This window comes from Variovorax humicola (assembly GCF_037889915.1).
Taxonomy (GTDB): domain Bacteria; phylum Pseudomonadota; class Gammaproteobacteria; order Burkholderiales; family Burkholderiaceae_C; genus Variovorax; species Variovorax humicola.
Genome location: NZ_JBBKZV010000012.1, coordinates 142,863 through 157,805, shown reverse-complemented (window position 1 = coordinate 157,805; position 14,943 = coordinate 142,863). Strand labels below are relative to the sequence as shown.

General features: G+C 65.4%; 12 protein-coding genes. 7 read left to right on the top strand and 5 right to left on the bottom strand.

The window, feature by feature from the left end:
• Positions 1-221 precede the first annotated feature (221 nt).
• A complete protein-coding gene (locus WKW80_RS19875) occupies positions 222-746 on the top strand; it encodes a hypothetical protein (protein ID WP_340365297.1) in 525 nt (174 codons plus the stop codon).
• Between the two features lie 100 nt (positions 747-846).
• Here WKW80_RS19875 and WKW80_RS19870 read toward each other — a convergent pair whose 3' ends face one another.
• The 4 genes from WKW80_RS19870 to WKW80_RS19855 form a co-directional block, all read right to left on the bottom strand.
• Positions 847-2,370: a DHA2 family efflux MFS transporter permease subunit gene (locus tag WKW80_RS19870; RefSeq protein ID WP_340365325.1), complete on the bottom strand. Its 1,524-nt coding sequence runs from the start codon at positions 2,368-2,370 to the stop codon at positions 847-849.
• A gap of 26 nt (positions 2,371-2,396) precedes the next feature.
• Positions 2,397-2,864: a MarR family winged helix-turn-helix transcriptional regulator gene (locus WKW80_RS19865; protein WP_340365296.1), complete on the bottom strand. Its 468-nt coding sequence runs from the start codon at positions 2,862-2,864 to the stop codon at positions 2,397-2,399.
• 180 nt (positions 2,865-3,044) lie between these two features.
• A complete protein-coding gene (locus WKW80_RS19860; RefSeq protein ID WP_340365295.1) occupies positions 3,045-3,686 on the bottom strand; it encodes an aspartate/glutamate racemase family protein in 642 nt (213 codons plus the stop codon).
• Positions 3,687-3,746: 60 nt separating this feature from the next.
• Positions 3,747-5,087, bottom strand: a complete 1,341-nt coding sequence (locus tag WKW80_RS19855; RefSeq protein WP_340365294.1) for an aspartate aminotransferase family protein — start codon at positions 5,085-5,087, stop codon at positions 3,747-3,749.
• Positions 5,088-5,208: 121 nt separating this feature from the next.
• Between WKW80_RS19855 and WKW80_RS19850 the strand changes: the two genes are divergently transcribed.
• On the top strand, positions 5,209-6,075 hold the full coding sequence (locus WKW80_RS19850) for a MurR/RpiR family transcriptional regulator (RefSeq protein WP_340365293.1): 867 nt from the start codon (positions 5,209-5,211) through the stop codon (positions 6,073-6,075).
• A 105-nt stretch (positions 6,076-6,180) separates the two neighbouring features.
• Here WKW80_RS19850 and WKW80_RS19845 read toward each other — a convergent pair whose 3' ends face one another.
• Positions 6,181-7,074: a LysR family transcriptional regulator gene (locus WKW80_RS19845; protein ID WP_340365292.1), complete on the bottom strand. Its 894-nt coding sequence runs from the start codon at positions 7,072-7,074 to the stop codon at positions 6,181-6,183.
• Between the two features lie 168 nt (positions 7,075-7,242).
• Between WKW80_RS19845 and WKW80_RS19840 the strand changes: the two genes are divergently transcribed.
• The 5 genes from WKW80_RS19840 to WKW80_RS19820 all read left to right on the top strand — a co-directional run bounded on the left by WKW80_RS19840 (position 7,243) and on the right by WKW80_RS19820 (position 14,941).
• Complete coding sequence (locus tag WKW80_RS19840) at positions 7,243-8,526, top strand: MFS transporter (protein ID WP_340365324.1); 1,284 nt, start codon at positions 7,243-7,245, stop codon at positions 8,524-8,526.
• 13 nt (positions 8,527-8,539) lie between these two features.
• The gene (locus WKW80_RS19835) at positions 8,540-10,060 is read left to right on the top strand and encodes a M81 family metallopeptidase (protein WP_340365291.1); all 1,521 of its coding nucleotides are present in this window, start codon (positions 8,540-8,542) and stop codon (positions 10,058-10,060) included.
• Positions 10,050-10,958: a carbon-nitrogen hydrolase family protein gene (locus tag WKW80_RS19830; protein WP_340365290.1), complete on the top strand. Its 909-nt coding sequence runs from the start codon at positions 10,050-10,052 to the stop codon at positions 10,956-10,958. Before WKW80_RS19835 ends, WKW80_RS19830 begins: the two co-directional genes overlap by 11 nt.
• 481 nt (positions 10,959-11,439) lie before the next feature.
• Positions 11,440-14,067, top strand: a complete 2,628-nt coding sequence (gene mutS, locus WKW80_RS19825; protein ID WP_340365289.1) for a DNA mismatch repair protein MutS — start codon at positions 11,440-11,442, stop codon at positions 14,065-14,067.
• Positions 14,068-14,113: 46 nt separating this feature from the next.
• Positions 14,114-14,941, top strand: coding sequence for a proteasome-type protease (locus WKW80_RS19820; RefSeq protein ID WP_340365288.1), 828 nt, complete (start codon positions 14,114-14,116; stop codon positions 14,939-14,941).
• Positions 14,942-14,943: the final 2 nt, after the last annotated feature.

Below are 14,943 nucleotides of genomic sequence, written 5' to 3'. Positions count from 1 at the left end.
ACAAGGTTCCGGCCGGGCTGGAACGGCACAACGCCCCAGTGCCGGCCGACTGCGCGGTCATCCTGGGCCACTCGACGCTGGAGATGCCGCAGCGCTGAACTTACATCGCTCCCCCCGCAATTTGCCAATTGGATCTGGCCATTTGTCACATTGACGCTCAAGCGACGGACACACAAGATTCGTGATTCCTGAATACTAAAGAACTAGTCGCGGAGTTCAAAATGAACGTGTTCCTCGATGACAGATGGCAGTTGATCGCCTGGATGGGCGTTGCCTTGATCGCGATTGCCTTCGTGTATTACGGCTGGCACGTGAAAGCCGTCAGGAGCGAGGCGGCGCGGCGCATCGAAGCCGCGCGGGTGCGTTCCGGCCACGTCCCGCTCGAAATCCCGACCACGCGCGGCGGCCTGCGCAGCGGCACCTCGAGCGGCGGCGATCCCGACACGCTGCCGGAGTGGTTCATCCAGGGTTCCGGCGAACATGCCATGGTCGACGAAACGCCGCGAATGCAGATTCGCTACCTGGACGTCGACGGCAAGAAGGTGCAGAACGTGCTGCAAGTGGAGCAGCTCGACCTGCAGAAGAAGCTGATCGTCGGGCACACCGACACGCCCGGCGACGTGCGCAAGATCTTCCTGCACCAGGTACTGGCGGCGCGCAGCGCGGAGACAGGGCAGCGCTTCAATCTGGATACGTGGGTCGAAGCCGTTCGCGTGGCGCGGCGTCGACGCGGGCTGGCTCATTGAGCTTGCCCCCAGGCTGCGCGCACTTCGTGCGCTCCTCCCACCCCCCTACCGGGGGCAACACCAGCGGCCCGGCAAAGCCGGTTCCGCGGTGTTCCACGACTTAGTGGGGCACTTCGACGGGTGCGCCGGTGGTTGGCGTGCGCTTGGGGCTGCGGATCACCAATAGCAGCGGAATCGCCGCCAGGGTGACGGCCATCATGATGCCGAAGTCGTTCAGGTAGCCGATCAGGGCGCCTTGGCGGGTGACTTCGGCATTGAGGATCGCCAGGCCGCCGGTCGTGTCGGGGCTCATCACCGGCGGCAGGCTGGGCAGGCCCAGGTTGCCGAGGGAGACCGTGGACGCGAGTTGCGCATGCGCCTTGCTGGAGCCTTCGGTCAACATCGCCTGCACGATCGAGATGCCCACGCTGCTGCCGATGTTGCGCAGCAGGCTGAACACCGGCGTACCCTGGTTGCGCAGGCGCGGCGCCAGCGTGGCAAAGGTGGCGGTGGACAGCGGCACGAAGGTGAAGCCGATGCCCAGGCCCTGGATGAAGCCGGACACCACGATCAGCGTGCTGTCCATCTGCAGCGTCAGGCGCGTCATCTGCCAGAGCGAGAACGCGGTGAGGCTGAAGCCCACGGCCATGATGGCGCGCACGTCGAACCTCTGCACCAGCCGGCCGACCAGGATCATCGCGATCATGGTGCCGATGCCGCGCGGCGCCGTGACCTGCCCCGTGTAGACCACCGGATAGCCCATCAAGCCTTGCAGGAAGTTGGGCAGCAGTGCCATCGTCGCGAACAGGATCATGCCGACGATGAACGCGAACAGCAGGCCGGTGACGAAGTTGCGGTCCTTCAGCAAGTCGCGGTCAAGGAACGACACGCCGCGCACCGTCCAGGTGTGCACCACGAAGAAGCCGAACGCCACCAGCGCGGCGGCGGCTTCGAGCTTGATCTCCCATGAATCGAACCAGTCGAGCTGCTCGCCACGGTCGAGGAACATCTGCAGCATGCCGATCGCGAGCGAGAGCGTGACGAAGCCGAAGACATCGAGCTTCTGGCCCTTCGGCCGGGCCTCGGGCAGGTAGCGGGCAATGCCCCAGAGCGCGAACGCGCCAACCGGCAGATTGATGAAGAACACCCAGCGCCAGTCGAAGTTCTCGGTGAGCCAGCCGCCCAGCAGCGGGCCGAGGATGGGGCCCACCATGATGCCCGCACCCCAGATCGCCATGGCCTGGCCGACCTTCTCGCGCGGATTGATGTCGAGCAGAACCGCCTGCGACAGCGGCACCAGCGCCGCGCCGAAGATGCCCTGCAGCAGGCGCGCCGCGACGATGCCGATCAGCGAAGTGGCCATGCCGCACAACGCCGAGGCGACCGTGAAACCCACCACCGAGATGATGAAAACCCGGCGCCTGCCCCAGTGGCCACAGAGCCAGCCGGTGAGCGGCAGCGCGATGGCCGCAGCCACGATGTAGGAGGTCAGCACCCAGGTGATCTGGTCCTGCGAGGCCTGCAGGCTGCCCTGCATGTGCGGCAGCGCGACGTTGGCGATCGTGGTGTCGAGGGCCTGCATGATGGTCGCCAGCATGATCGAGATGGTGATCATGCCGCGATGGGGAATGTTGGGGTGGTTCATTGGGACGGCCACGCCCGGTGCGGCGCTCAAGGCTTGCCCTCCGTCTCCGATGCCGCGCTCATGAGCCCGCTGCGCACCTTGCCGAGCAGCAAGAGCAACTGGGCGCGCTCGGCCGGTTCGAGCACGCTGAGGGTCTTCGCCTGCAGGCTGTCGCTGAGAGTCAGCGCGCCGTCGAGTGCCTTGCTCGCACTGGGCTCCAGGTGGATCAGATTGATCCGGCGGTCCGTCGTGCTGGGCACGCGGCGAATCCAGCCGGCCGCGGCCATGCGATCGCACAGCGTGGCAACGGCCATGGCGCTGAGGCCAAGGCGCTGCGCCAGCTCGGTTTGCGACAAGGTGCCGTCTTCGTCGTTCATCGCCAGCACGCCGAGCAACCGGCATTGCGCCCGCGAAAGGCCGATGCGCTCGCGCGCGAGGCGGTCGAACGCCTCCCCGTGAAGCTTGGCCACGTCATTCACCAGGAAACCGAAGCGCTGGGTGAAATCTCTTTTCATAAGCACATCTATTATAAATATGCTTACTAATAATTGCACGCCACGGCGGACTGCCATGTGGGGCGTCCGCCGCAAGCCCGGGTTGCCCGCAGTGGCCTTGTGTGAATCGGGTCTGGAAATGCCGATGACCGCTCTCGGCACAGGGCCGGGCGCGGCCTCGAAAAGGACAGGAAAGCTGCCTCAGCCCAGCCGACGACGCAGTTCGCTGACCGCGCTGTCGACGGTGGTCAGCACGGGCAAGCCTGACGCCTGCTCGCAGGCTTCACGTGCGCGCGCCATGCTGAACTGGGCGAGCGCGAGTCGGGTGCAGCCCTTGCGGACAAGACGCTGCGCCTCGGCCGCGATCAGCGCATCGTGGCGCGCGGCGTCTCCCCCGTTCAGTGCCTCGAGCGCACCTTCGGCCAGCGCCGGCACGAGTTGCACCCCAGTCCCGAACTCCGGCGGCATCGAGGCCAGTGTCGGAGCGAAGGTTGCGATGAGCCCGAGCCGGCCCGGTGTCCGAAGGGCCTCGGCGATCATCGCCTCGTTCGGCTTGAGCACCGGAATGCCCGGAAAGCGTGTCGCCACAGCCTCGATGCAGGGCCCGAAGGCCGAGCAGGTAAACAGGATGCCCTGGGCACCTGTCGCCAAGGCATAGCAAGCGAGCGTCATGAAGCGCTGGTGCATCGTCTCGTTCAAACCCTCGCCATCTCGCGCAAGATCGGCAGAAAGGCTGTCGTCCAGGAGATTCATGCGAACCGCTTGAGGCCAGTCTCGCGCAAATGCCTGGTTGATAGGCTCCACCGAATGATTCAGCGCGTGGATGAGTGCGATACGGGTCACGGGCAACACCTGGATTGGGAACGAGAAGCGCCGAAGTGTGCGGACTGCGGGAAAGGCGTATCAGAGGGCGACGCTTGCGGCCTGGGTGACCGCATCGATCGATGCAGTCAGGAGACGGGTGATTTCCTGCAGGTCTTCGCGACTGGCAATGAATGGCGGTGCCAATAGGACGTGGTCGCCGTGGACGCCGTCGACCGTGCCGCCGAAGGGGTAGCACAGGAGACCGCGCGCCATCGCGTCTTTCTTGATCGTGGCGTTGACCTTCAGCGCCGGCGCAAATGGACGTTTGCTGGCACGGTCGGCTACCAGTTCAATCCCCCAGAAGAAGCCGCGACCGCGTATGTCGCCCACATTCGGATGGCCGCCGAGCGCCACGCGCAACATCGCGCCCAGCGCTCTGCCATCAGCGCGCACCTTTTCGAGGAGTCCGTCGCGGTGGATGACGTTCTGCACCGCGAGGGCCGCCGCACAGGCAACCGGATGGCCGAGATAGGTATGGCCGTGCTGGAAGAAGCCGCTGCCCTTGGACATCGCATCAACGATCTTTCTCTGTGCCAGCACGGCGCCGATCGGCTGATAACCGCCGCCCAAGCCCTTGGCGATGGTCACGAGATCTGGCACCACGTCCTCCTGCTCGCTTGCATAGAGCGTCCCGGTGCGGCCCATGCCGCACATGACTTCGTCGAGGATCAGCAGCACCCCGTGCTTGTCGCAGACCTCGCGCACGGCCTTGAAGTAGCCTGGGACGGGCGTCAGCACGCCTGCGGTAGCGCCGCCAACGGTTTCGGCCACGAAGGCGATCACGCTGTCGGCACCCTGGGCGACGATGGCCGCGTCCAGCTCGGCAGCCAGGCGCAGACCGTATTGCTCCGGCGTCTCATCGGCGCGCTGCTCGCGATATGGGTAACAGGGTGCCAGGTGGGTGGCCGCCACCAGGATCGGCGCGAACGGCGCACGCCTCCATTCGTTGCCTCCGACCGCCAGCGCACCGAGCGTGTTGCCGTGGTAGCTCTGGCGTCGCGCGATGAAGTGCGTCCGCTGCGGCTGACCGATCTCGACAAAGTATTGGCGCGCCATCTTCAGAGCGGACTCCACAGCCTCCGAGCCGCCACTCACCAGGTAGACGTGGCTCATGCCCTCGGGTGCAGTGCGGATCAGCTCGTCGGCCAGTCGCTCCGCTGTCTCGGACGTGAAGAAGCTGGTGTGTGCGTAGGGCAGACGATCGATCTGCGCGTGCATTGCCGCGATCACGTCAGGGTGGCCGTGGCCCAGCGACGACACCGCTGCGCCCCCCGATGCGTCGAGATAGCTCCGCCCTGCGGCATCGTAGATCCGCATGCCGGCGGCGGACACGGCAACCGGCGGTGTCGAGCGAAGGTGCCGATGGAATACACGGGTCATGGATGGGCGCCTTTGGAACTAATGTGCTTCATGAATTATTTTCTGGAACATTTGTTCCGTCAAGGTTTTTCACGCAGGACGTTATCCTTGCGGAACATTTGTTCCGAAGGGGTGCGCACCAATGTCCGTGAAAGATGAGCTACGACAACGCTTTGCGACGCTCAGCCCGGCCTTGCAACAAATCGCCAAGCACGTCCTGGAGCACCCGAACGAGGTAGTGACGAGTTCGATGCGCACCGTGGGCATGCGCGCAAGCGTGCCTCCATCGACCTTGGTGCGATTCGCCCAGCACCTCGGCTATGAAGGCTGGCCGCAGTTCAAGCAGGCCATGACACAGGAGATGGGCCTGGGCCCGGAGGCCTATGGCGAGCGGGCACGATCGCTGCTTCGCCGTGCGAGCGACAGGACTCTCGCCGATGAGATCTTCCAGGTGCACCATGCCAACCTGGAAACGACGGAGCGCCATAGTTCCCGCGGACTTGGCAGGGTCGCCTCACTGCTGGAAAAGGCGAATGCAGTGCATGCGGCCGGGTTCCGCGCGTGCTTTCCAATCGCATTTTCATTCGTGTATGTCTACCGGTTGTTCCGCAATAGCGTTCATCTGCTCGACGGCCAGGGTGGCTCGCTGGAGATGCAGCAGCGTGCCATGGCCAAGGGCGATGCGCTGGTCGTGATGAGCTTCGCGCCCTACTCGCGCGAGGCACTGCAGGTGGCGGAGGCGGCCAGGAAGGCGGGCTGCAAGGTGGTAGCGCTGACCGACAGTGCTGCTTCACCGCTGTCGCTCATTGCCGATGAAACGCTGCTGTTCAGCGTTCATAGCCCCTCCTTCTTTCCCTCGATTACCTCGGGCATGGCGCTCACCGAGTCGCTGTTGGAGCTACTGGCCAGCCGGGCTGGCCAGTCGGTGGTCAAGCGCATCGAGAGCGCAGAAGCACACCTGCATGAATCGGGGGCGTATCTGGAGAGGGTACCCAGGCGAGGACATTGACGAAAGACGCTTTTGCAGCGGAGTCGCCTCGAGCCGGAGCGCCGCGAGCGCTTCATCGCCGATCCGAGGATCGAATAGCCGGCCGGCATCGACTGCGCCCGTCGTTCAACTGCCGCGAAAGCGTCCGACCAACCGATCTAGAAATTCGCCCGCCAGGGGCGACAGGGTCAGCGAACGGTGGCGCATCACGCCTACGGTGCGCGTGATCTCGCGCCCTGCAATACCCACGGCACGGATGTTCGTACCGTGGCGCTGAGCCAGCGACAGCGCAGGAACGATGGCGCAACCCACCCCCGCTTCGACCAATGCCATCACGCACGACACGTGCTCGACTTCGTAGAACCAGCGCAGGCTCATCGCCGAGCTTCCGAGCAACACCTCCAGCAGCAGGCGATTGCCGCTGTCGCGCCCGCCGATGATCAAGCGCGTCGATTGCAGGTCCTGCAGACTCACCTCGCTGCGCGACGCCAGCGGATGCGAGACAGGCACCGCCAGCACGTAGCGCTCGGTGACCAGGGGTTCGAAGGACAGGTCGCCGTCGGCGCCCGGGTCCATCCCGATGCCGAACTCGGCTACGCCGGTCTGGACCTGCCGCGCCACGAAGTCGTGGTTGCCATCGAAGATCTGCACGCCGATGTTCGGGTGCGATGCGGAGTATTCGAGCAGCAGCGCCGGAAAAAGCTGGTGCACGACCGTTGGGATGCTCGCCACGCGGATCTTTCCGAAGCGCTTGTCGGCAACCTCCTTGATGGAGTCGAGCATCTCGCTCAGGTTCGCTATCTGCTGACGTGCCATCGGCAGGAAGTGACGCCCGACTCCTGTGAGGCTGACCGAGCGCGTCGTGCGGTGAAACAGTTCGACGCCCATCGTCTGCTCCAGCTTCTGGATGCGGCGCGACAGGCCGGGCTGCGTGAGGTGCAGCTTGTCGGCGGCACGTTGAAAGCTCAACAGTTCTGCCGTTGCCACGAAGGCTTCCAGCTCGGCGTTTTCGACTTTCATGCGGTGGCCTCATCAATCACAAGTGAACCCGCATTGGACCGCAGCGATGGCCGTTCCTACGATCCCCGGCACCGCCCCTACAGCCCGGAACTCATCATGTACACGATCGCCGAAGAACGACCCGTCAAAAGCACCTCCACGGCCCCCGCTACGCCCACGACGGAGGTGATGAGTGCCGCCTACCGCAAGATCACGCTGCGCATTGTTCCGCTCATCCTGATCTGCTATTTCTTCGGCTACCTGGACCGGGTGAACGTCGGCTTCGCCAAGCTGGAGATGGTCAATGACCTGCAGTTGAGCGAGGCCGCCTACGGCTTCGGCGCCGGCCTGTTCTTTATCGGCTACCTGCTGCTGCAGGTGCCGGCCGGCTACCTGGTCCAGCGGCTTGGCGTTCGGTGGTGCCTTGCGGGATCGATGATCAGCTGGGGCATCGTTTCGGTCGCGACACTGGCCACGCACGACCCGATCTCCTTCTACGCGTTTCGGTTCCTGCTGGGAGTCACCGAGGCAAGTTTCTTTCCAGCCGTGATCGCATATTTCAGCGTCTGGTTTCCGTCGTTCCGGCTGAGCAAGGTGATGTCGCTGCTGTTCCTGGCGCTGCCGCTGGGCGTCATCCTGGGTGGACCGCTGTCGGGCTGGATCATCGACGCCACGCACGGCGGCTACGGCCTCAAGGGATGGCAATGGATGTTCCTGCTCGAAGGCGTGCCGGCCGTGCTGCTGGGGCTCTATCTGGTCAAGGCGGTCGTCGAGCGCATCGAAGATGCGACATGGCTGACCGAAACCGAAAAGAGCGCCGTGCGGCTGGAACTCGCCGCGGAGTCGAAGGACAAGCAAACCAGCCTGTGGCCGGCACTGCGCGAACCCACGCTGTGGATCCTGTTCGTCACCTCCTTCCTCTACAACATCGGCAACTACGGCCTTGTGTTCTGGATGCCCAGCATGATCAAGGCGCTCGGCGGACTGACGAATTTCCAGATCGGCCTGGTGACGGCCGTGCCCTACCTGGTCGCGGCCGGCGCCATGCTGGCCAACTCCTTCCACTCGGTGAAGACCGGCGAACGGCTGTGGCACACCGCCCTGCCGGTGCTCATCGGCGGCGTGGCGCTGCTGGCCGGCGTGATGACTCGGGGCATGCCCGTGCTAGCCGTCGTGTGCCTGGCCGTCGGGGTCGCGGGCATCCAGTGCACGTTGGCGATGTTCTGGAGCCTGCCCTCGCGCATCCTGGCCGGCACCGCCGCAGCGGGCGGCGCGGGGCTGGTGAACATCGGCGCCGCCAGCGCGGGCTTCATCGGTCCGGCCGTGCTGGGCCTCCTGAACCAAGTCACCGGCAGCACGACGGCGGGCCTGTCCCTGCTGGCCATCGCACTCTTCGCCGCCGGCGCACTCATCTTCGCCATTCCGAAGCACCTGATGGCCCGGCATGTCGCCACGACTTTCGAGCCGCGGTAAACCGGGATCGACCATGGTCAAGGACTTTCGCGTCGCCATCGCCGGCTTTCACATCGAATCGGTCAGTTTCCTGCCTGTGGCCTCCGGTTACGACGACTTCGAGCAGGTCGCCTTGCGCGGCGAGCGCATCTTGGAAGCACTGCACGGCACCAACACCGTGATGGGCGGCTTCATCGAGGTCTGCGCACAGGAAAGCATTGCAATGAAGCCGCTCGTCCACACCGCCCTCGGCGCAGTCGGGCCCGCGACGGACGACGCGGTCATTCGCTATGCCGACGAAATCGTGGCGGGCGTATCGTCCGATGCGCCAGGGCTGGACGGCGTGCTGCTGTTCCTGCATGGCGCCTGCTGGGCGCCCTCCTACCCCGATGCGGAGCGCTACATCATCGATCGCGTGCGCGTGGCCCTCGGGCCCGACAAGCCATTGATAGTCGCCTTCGACTACCACGGCAACCTCGACGCACGCACGCTCGCAGGCGCAACGGCCGCTTTCGCCTACCGCAAGTCGCCGCACACCGACACTGGCGAGACCGGCCGTCGTGCCGCGCAGTGCATTGTGCGCACGCTGCGCCGCGAGATTTCGCCCGTATGGGCAATCGCCAAGCCCGGGATCGTGGTGCCTTCGATCTTCAGCGCCACGGCGTTGCATCCGCTCGCCGACATCATCGAAGAGGGCCATCGCGCCGAGCGCGAGAGCGACGGCTACACGGACATCTCGCTGATGGCCGGCTTCTCCTATGCGGATGCGCACAACACCGGCTTCTCGGTGCTATGCGTCACCGACGGCGAACCAGCCCGCGCGCAGGAACTGGCGGATCGCCTGTCCTCGCGGCTATGGGATGAGCGGCAAGCTCTTTACCGACCGCTGCAGGTGCACAGCGTGACCGAGGCCGTGGACCGTGTATGCGAAAGGCTGGCCACTGGCGAACGCGACGAGCGCCCCTTCGTTCTGCTCGAGCACGCCGACCGCATGAACGATTCGACCTACCTGCTGGCAGAACTGCTCCGGCGCCGCGTGCCACGCGCCGCCGTTCCGTTCCTGTGGGACGCCGCGGCCGCGCGCCGGGCTTTCGAGGCCGGCTGCGGCAACAGCGTGGCGCTTCGGCTGGGCGCGCACAGTTCGGACAAGGCCGGCCCCGTGCTGGAGGTTTGCGCGCGTGTGCTGTGGGCGGGCCCAATCAGCTACCGGGTGTCGGGCGCCTACATGCACGGCATGCCGGTCGACCTCGGGATGACGGCGCTGCTGGACATCGACGGCATCACGGTCAGCGTCGTGAGCGCATTCGCGTTCGCCGTGGACGGTGACGCCTTCACCATCTTCGGCCTGCGGCCGGAAGACTTCGACGTCATCGTCCTGCGCTCGAAAACCCACTTCCGTGCCTTCTACGAACCGCTGGCCCGCGAGATCCTGATCGTCGATACGCCCGACTACGGCGCCGCCGACCTCAGCCTGCTGCCCTACCGCCGGCTCGACACCCGGCGAACGTTTCCGCTCAACTCGCAGTCCTTCGCAGGAGCACTCCATGAACAGTGATGCCGGTGCGCCCGGGCGCAATATCAAGGTCAGCCTGGTGCAGTTCGATGCCAGGGTGCTACGGCCCGGCTTGAACCTCGAGCGCATGCAGCGGGCCGCCACGGAGCAGGCGTTGGCGGGGTCGCAGTTCATCGTTTTTCCCGAACTGTGCAACACCGGCTACATCGAGCCACTCGTGCCGGGCGCGCCTTTCAGCGCGGAAGCGGGCAGCGCGGACGACTATGCGTTTCGCCTCTACCAGGCGGCGGAACCGGACGGCGGCCCCTTCACACAGATGCTGTGCGACGTTGCCAGCGCCCACGGCGTGCATATCGTGGCCGGGCTGGCCTTGCGCCATCCGGTACTCGCCGGGGCGATGTACAACGCCTCGATGCTGGTCGGCCCGCAGGGGGTGCTGGGCGTGTACCACAAGATCCATCGCTGGCATCTGGAGAAGCTGTACTTCATCGCCGGCGACACCATCTCGGTGCAGGACACGCCCTGCGGCCGGATCGGCATGCAGGTCTGCTACGACATCCGCTTCCCGGAGCTGACGCGGGCCCTGATGCTGCAAGGCGCCGACATCGTCACCAACGTCTGGGCCTCGTTCCGGCCGGACAACGCCCCGCCGGAAGACGAGCAGATCTTTACCCACCGGGCCTACACGCGGGCCATCGAGAACGGGGTGTTTTTTCTCAGTTGCAATCGTGCGGGGCGGCAAGGAAACAGTGTCTTCATGGGCCGAAGCCTGATCGTGGCACCCAACGGCAAGGTGCTGGCGGAGTCGCGCTCCGAAGACGAAGAAGTCATCCAGGCACAGCTGAACCTCGACGACGTGATCCGCTACCGCAGCTTCGTCGGCCTGTCGACGGACCGGCGCCCCGACGTGTATGCCCGCTACGGCACCGGGTCGGCCTGACCACTCTCAGGCCAGGGTCGAGCGGTAGCCTGCTGCGAGGGACTCGGCTTTCGTACCTCGCACACTGCCCTGGACCCGATCGGCCTGAAGCCGGCGAGACATTCGGCAGCCCAAGCGTTCTTGGCCACTGGCCCAGAGCAATCTGCGGCACTCGGCCGTCGACCTGGACTTGCATCGGCACGTCCAGGTTCGCCTGGAAGCCGTGGCGACCAGGGGCAAGCCCGGGCATCCGTCCACCATAATGTGCTCCCCTGGCTGTAGGCCTTCGCTTCGGCGCATTCGAATTTCAGCAGGCGCAGCTTGTGGCGTAGGTGATTGAATTCCTGCGGTCGCAAGCAGCGTAGCTTCTGATAATTCCGCAAAAATCTACGCTCGGTCGGCAAGCGCGGCCCATCGGAGGCAAGTGCAACCCAGCATGAGGGCGGGCTGAGTTTTTGGGAAATTCTCTTTTGTTTTCAATGAGTTGCAGGAAAAAGGCGTGATGGATCAACGAGTTGTGAGCGCCGATTTTTCGCAGCACACCCCCATGATGGCGCAATACCTGCGCCTCAAGGCCGACCATCCGGACACGCTGCTCTTCTACCGGATGGGCGACTTCTACGAGCTGTTCTGGGGCGACGCCGAGAAGGCCGCGCGGCTGCTCGACATCACGCTGACGCAGCGCGGCCAATCGGCCGGGCAGCCGGTGGTGATGTGCGGCGTGCCCTTCCACGCGGTCGACACCTATCTGGGCCGGCTCATCAAGCTCGGCGAATCGGTCGCGATCTGCGAACAGGTCGGCGAGGTCGGCGCGAGCAAGGGGCCGGTCGAACGCAAGGTGATGCGCGTCGTCACGCCGGGCACGCTGACCGATTCCGAGTTGCTCAACGACCGCAGCGAATCCCTCCTGCTGTCCGTGCATGCCGGCGCGCGCAATTTCGTCGGGCTCGCCTGGCTCAGCGTGACAGGCGCTGACCTGCACCTGGCCGAATGCCCGTCCGACGCGCTCGAAGCCTGGATCGGGCGCATCGCGCCGAGCGAAGTGCTCTACAGCGCGGAGGTCACGCCAGCTTTCGAAAACCGCCTGAAGGCGGCGCGCGGCGCCACGTCGCCGTTCACGCTGTCGATCCGTCCGGCCTGGCAATTCGACGGCGCGCTCGGTGAGCGCAAGCTCAGCGAGCAACTCGCCAGCGCCAGTCTCGCGGCCTGGAATGCCGAAGGGCTGGCCAACGCGCATGCCGCGGCTTCCGCCCTGCTCGGCTACGCGGAACACACGCAAGGCCGCGCCCTGACGCACCTGCAGCGGCTCGTGGTCGAACGCGACGGCGAACTGATCGAACTGCCGCCCACCACGCGCCGCAACCTGGAACTGGTGCAGACGCTGCGCGGCGAGGATTCGCCCACGATGTTCTCGCTGCTCGACACCTGCATGACCGGCATGGGCAGCCGCCTGCTTAAGCGCTGGCTGCTGGCGCCGCGTCGCGATCGCAGCGAGGCCCAGGCACGGCTCGAGGCGATTGCCGCATTGCAAGCCACGCCTGCGGGAAGCACCGCATTGCCATGGCGCACGCTGCGCGAGCAGCTCAAGCACACCAGCGACGTCGAACGCATTGCAGCGCGCATCGCGCTGCGGCAGGTGCGGCCACGCGAGTTGGTCGCGCTGCGGCTGGCGCTCGCCAAGACCGGGCAACTCGCGCCCGGGCTGCCGGCTTTCGCGTCATTGCTGGCCCGCATCTGCAGCGACTTCGCGGCACCGCCCGGCTGCGCCGAGGCGCTGGTCAGCGCGATCAAGCCCGACCCGTCGGCGCTGGTGCGCGACGGCGGCGTGATCGCCACCGGCCACGATGCCGATCTCGATGAACTGCGCGCCATCAGCGACAACTGCGACGACTTCCTGCTGAAACTCGAAGTGGAAGAACGCGAGCGCACCGGCATCAGCAACCTGCGCGTGCAGTTCAACCGTGTGCACGGCTTCTACATCGAGGTCACGCAAAGCATGCTGGCCAAGGTGCCCGACAACTACCGCCGCCGACAGACGCTGAAGAACGCCGAGCGCTTCATTACCCCCGAGCTCAAGGCCTTCGAGGACAAGGCACTGTCGGCACAGGACCGCGCGCTGGCTCGCGAGAAGTTCCTCTACGAGCAGTTGCTCGACGAACTGCAGGCCCACGTACCGGCGCTCACCCGGCTGGCCAGCGCACTGGCCACGCTCGATGCCCTCTGCACTCTGGCCGAGCGAGCCCACACGCTCAACTGGCGCGCGCCTTCCTTCGTGGCCCATCCCTGCATCGAAATCACGGGCGGGCGCCACCCCGTGGTCGAAGCGAGACTCGCGGAAAAATCCGCCGGCAACTTCATCGCCAACGACACGAAAATGGGCCCGCAGCAACGCATGCAGGTCATCACGGGGCCGAACATGGGCGGCAAGTCGACCTACATGCGGCAGGTGGCGATCATCGTGCTGCTGGCTTCGATCGGCAGCCACGTGCCGGCCACGGCCTGCCGGCTCGGCCCGATCGACGCGATCCACACGCGCATCGGCGCGGCCGACGACCTTGCGAACGCGCAGTCGACCTTCATGCTCGAGATGACCGAGGCCGCGCAGATCCTGCATGGCGCCAGCGCGCAATCGCTCGTGCTGATGGACGAGATCGGCCGCGGCACCAGCACCTTCGACGGCCTCGCGCTCGCGGCCGGCATCGCGGCGCAACTGCATGACCGCACCAAGGCCTTCACGTTGTTCGCCACGCACTACTTCGAACTGACCGAATTCCCGGCCACGCACCACGCGGCCGTGAACATGCACGTGAGCGCCACCGAGTCGGGCCGCGACATCGTCTTCCTGCACGAGATGCAGCCCGGCCCGGCCAGCAAGAGCTACGGCATCCAGGTCGCGCGGCTGGCAGGCATGCCAGCCGCGGTGGTCAACCATGCCCGGCAGGCACTGGAGGCATTGGAGGCGCAGCAGACGCAGACGCGCGCCCAGGTCGACCTGTTCGCCCCGCCGCCGGCGGTTGAGGCGCCGGCGATCAGCGCCGTAGAATCCGCGCTGGCTGCGCTCGACCCCGACGCAATGAGCCCCAGGGAGGCGCTCGAAGCCCTCTACTCACTCAAAAGACTGAACGCATGAAGCCACGGCCGGCCGAACAGGCCCGTTTCATGCACAGGGACTGCTCATGACATATTGCGTAGGCATCAAACTCAACGCCGGCCTGGTGTTCCTGTCCGACTCGCGCACCAACGCGGGCGTCGACCACATCAGCACCTTCCGCAAGATGATCTGCTACGAGCAGCCGGGCGATCGCTTCATGGTGCTGCTTTCCGCGGGCAACCTCAGCATCTCGCAATCGGTGCGCGAGATCCTGCAGATCGAGGAACTGCAGGAGGCCGAAGGCAAGGAGCCGATCACGATCTGGAACGCGAAAAGCATGTTCGATGCCGCGCGCGTGCTCGGCTCGGCGGTGCGCCACGTGTACCACCGCGATGCCGAGGCGCTGAAGCATGCGGGGCTCGACTTCAACGTGTCGTTCATCTTCGGTGGGCAGATCAAGGGCGAAGGCATGCGCCTGTTCCTGGTCTACGCGGCCGGCAACTTCATCGAAGCCACGACCGAGACGCCCTACTTCCAGGTCGGCGAATCGAAGTACGGCAAGCCCGTGCTCGACCGCGTGCTCACGCCCGAGACGCCGCTCGACGAAGCCGCCAAGTGCGCGCTGGTGTCGATGGACTCCACGATGAAGTCGAACCTCTCGGTCGGCCTGCCGCTGGACCTGGTCGTCTACGAGGCCAACAAGCTGCAGACCGATCGCGTGATCTGCATCGATGCCGACAACCCCTACTACCGCATGATGCACAACAGCTGGGGCCAAAAGCTGCGCGAGGTGTTCGACAGCATCGAGGATCCGGTGTGGGACGGCTCCGCATCGGAGCATCCGCTGAAGATGCCCGCAGCGCGCCACAGCCCGTTGCGCAAGATCTCGACCCCCGAAGAAAAGCTGATCTAAAC

Bases quoted from the DNA above. Each gene is read 5' to 3' on its own strand.
- WKW80_RS19875 (WP_340365297.1), top strand. From the start codon at position 222: ATGAACGTGTTCCTCGATGACAGATGGCAGTTGATCGCCTGGATGGGC.
- WKW80_RS19870 (WP_340365325.1), bottom strand. From the start codon at position 2,370: ATGAACCACCCCAACATTCCCCATCGCGGCATGATCACCATCTCGATC.
- WKW80_RS19865 (WP_340365296.1), bottom strand. From the start codon at position 2,864: ATGAAAAGAGATTTCACCCAGCGCTTCGGTTTCCTGGTGAATGACGTG.
- WKW80_RS19855 (WP_340365294.1), bottom strand. From the start codon at position 5,087: ATGACCCGTGTATTCCATCGGCACCTTCGCTCGACACCGCCGGTTGCC.
- WKW80_RS19850 (WP_340365293.1), top strand. From the start codon at position 5,209: ATGTCCGTGAAAGATGAGCTACGACAACGCTTTGCGACGCTCAGCCCG.
- WKW80_RS19845 (WP_340365292.1), bottom strand. From the start codon at position 7,074: ATGAAAGTCGAAAACGCCGAGCTGGAAGCCTTCGTGGCAACGGCAGAA.
- WKW80_RS19840 (WP_340365324.1), top strand. From the start codon at position 7,243: ATGAGTGCCGCCTACCGCAAGATCACGCTGCGCATTGTTCCGCTCATC.
- WKW80_RS19835 (WP_340365291.1), top strand. From the start codon at position 8,540: ATGGTCAAGGACTTTCGCGTCGCCATCGCCGGCTTTCACATCGAATCG.
- WKW80_RS19830 (WP_340365290.1), top strand. From the start codon at position 10,050: ATGAACAGTGATGCCGGTGCGCCCGGGCGCAATATCAAGGTCAGCCTG.
- mutS (WP_340365289.1), top strand. From the start codon at position 11,440: ATGGATCAACGAGTTGTGAGCGCCGATTTTTCGCAGCACACCCCCATG.
- WKW80_RS19820 (WP_340365288.1), top strand. From the start codon at position 14,114: ATGACATATTGCGTAGGCATCAAACTCAACGCCGGCCTGGTGTTCCTG.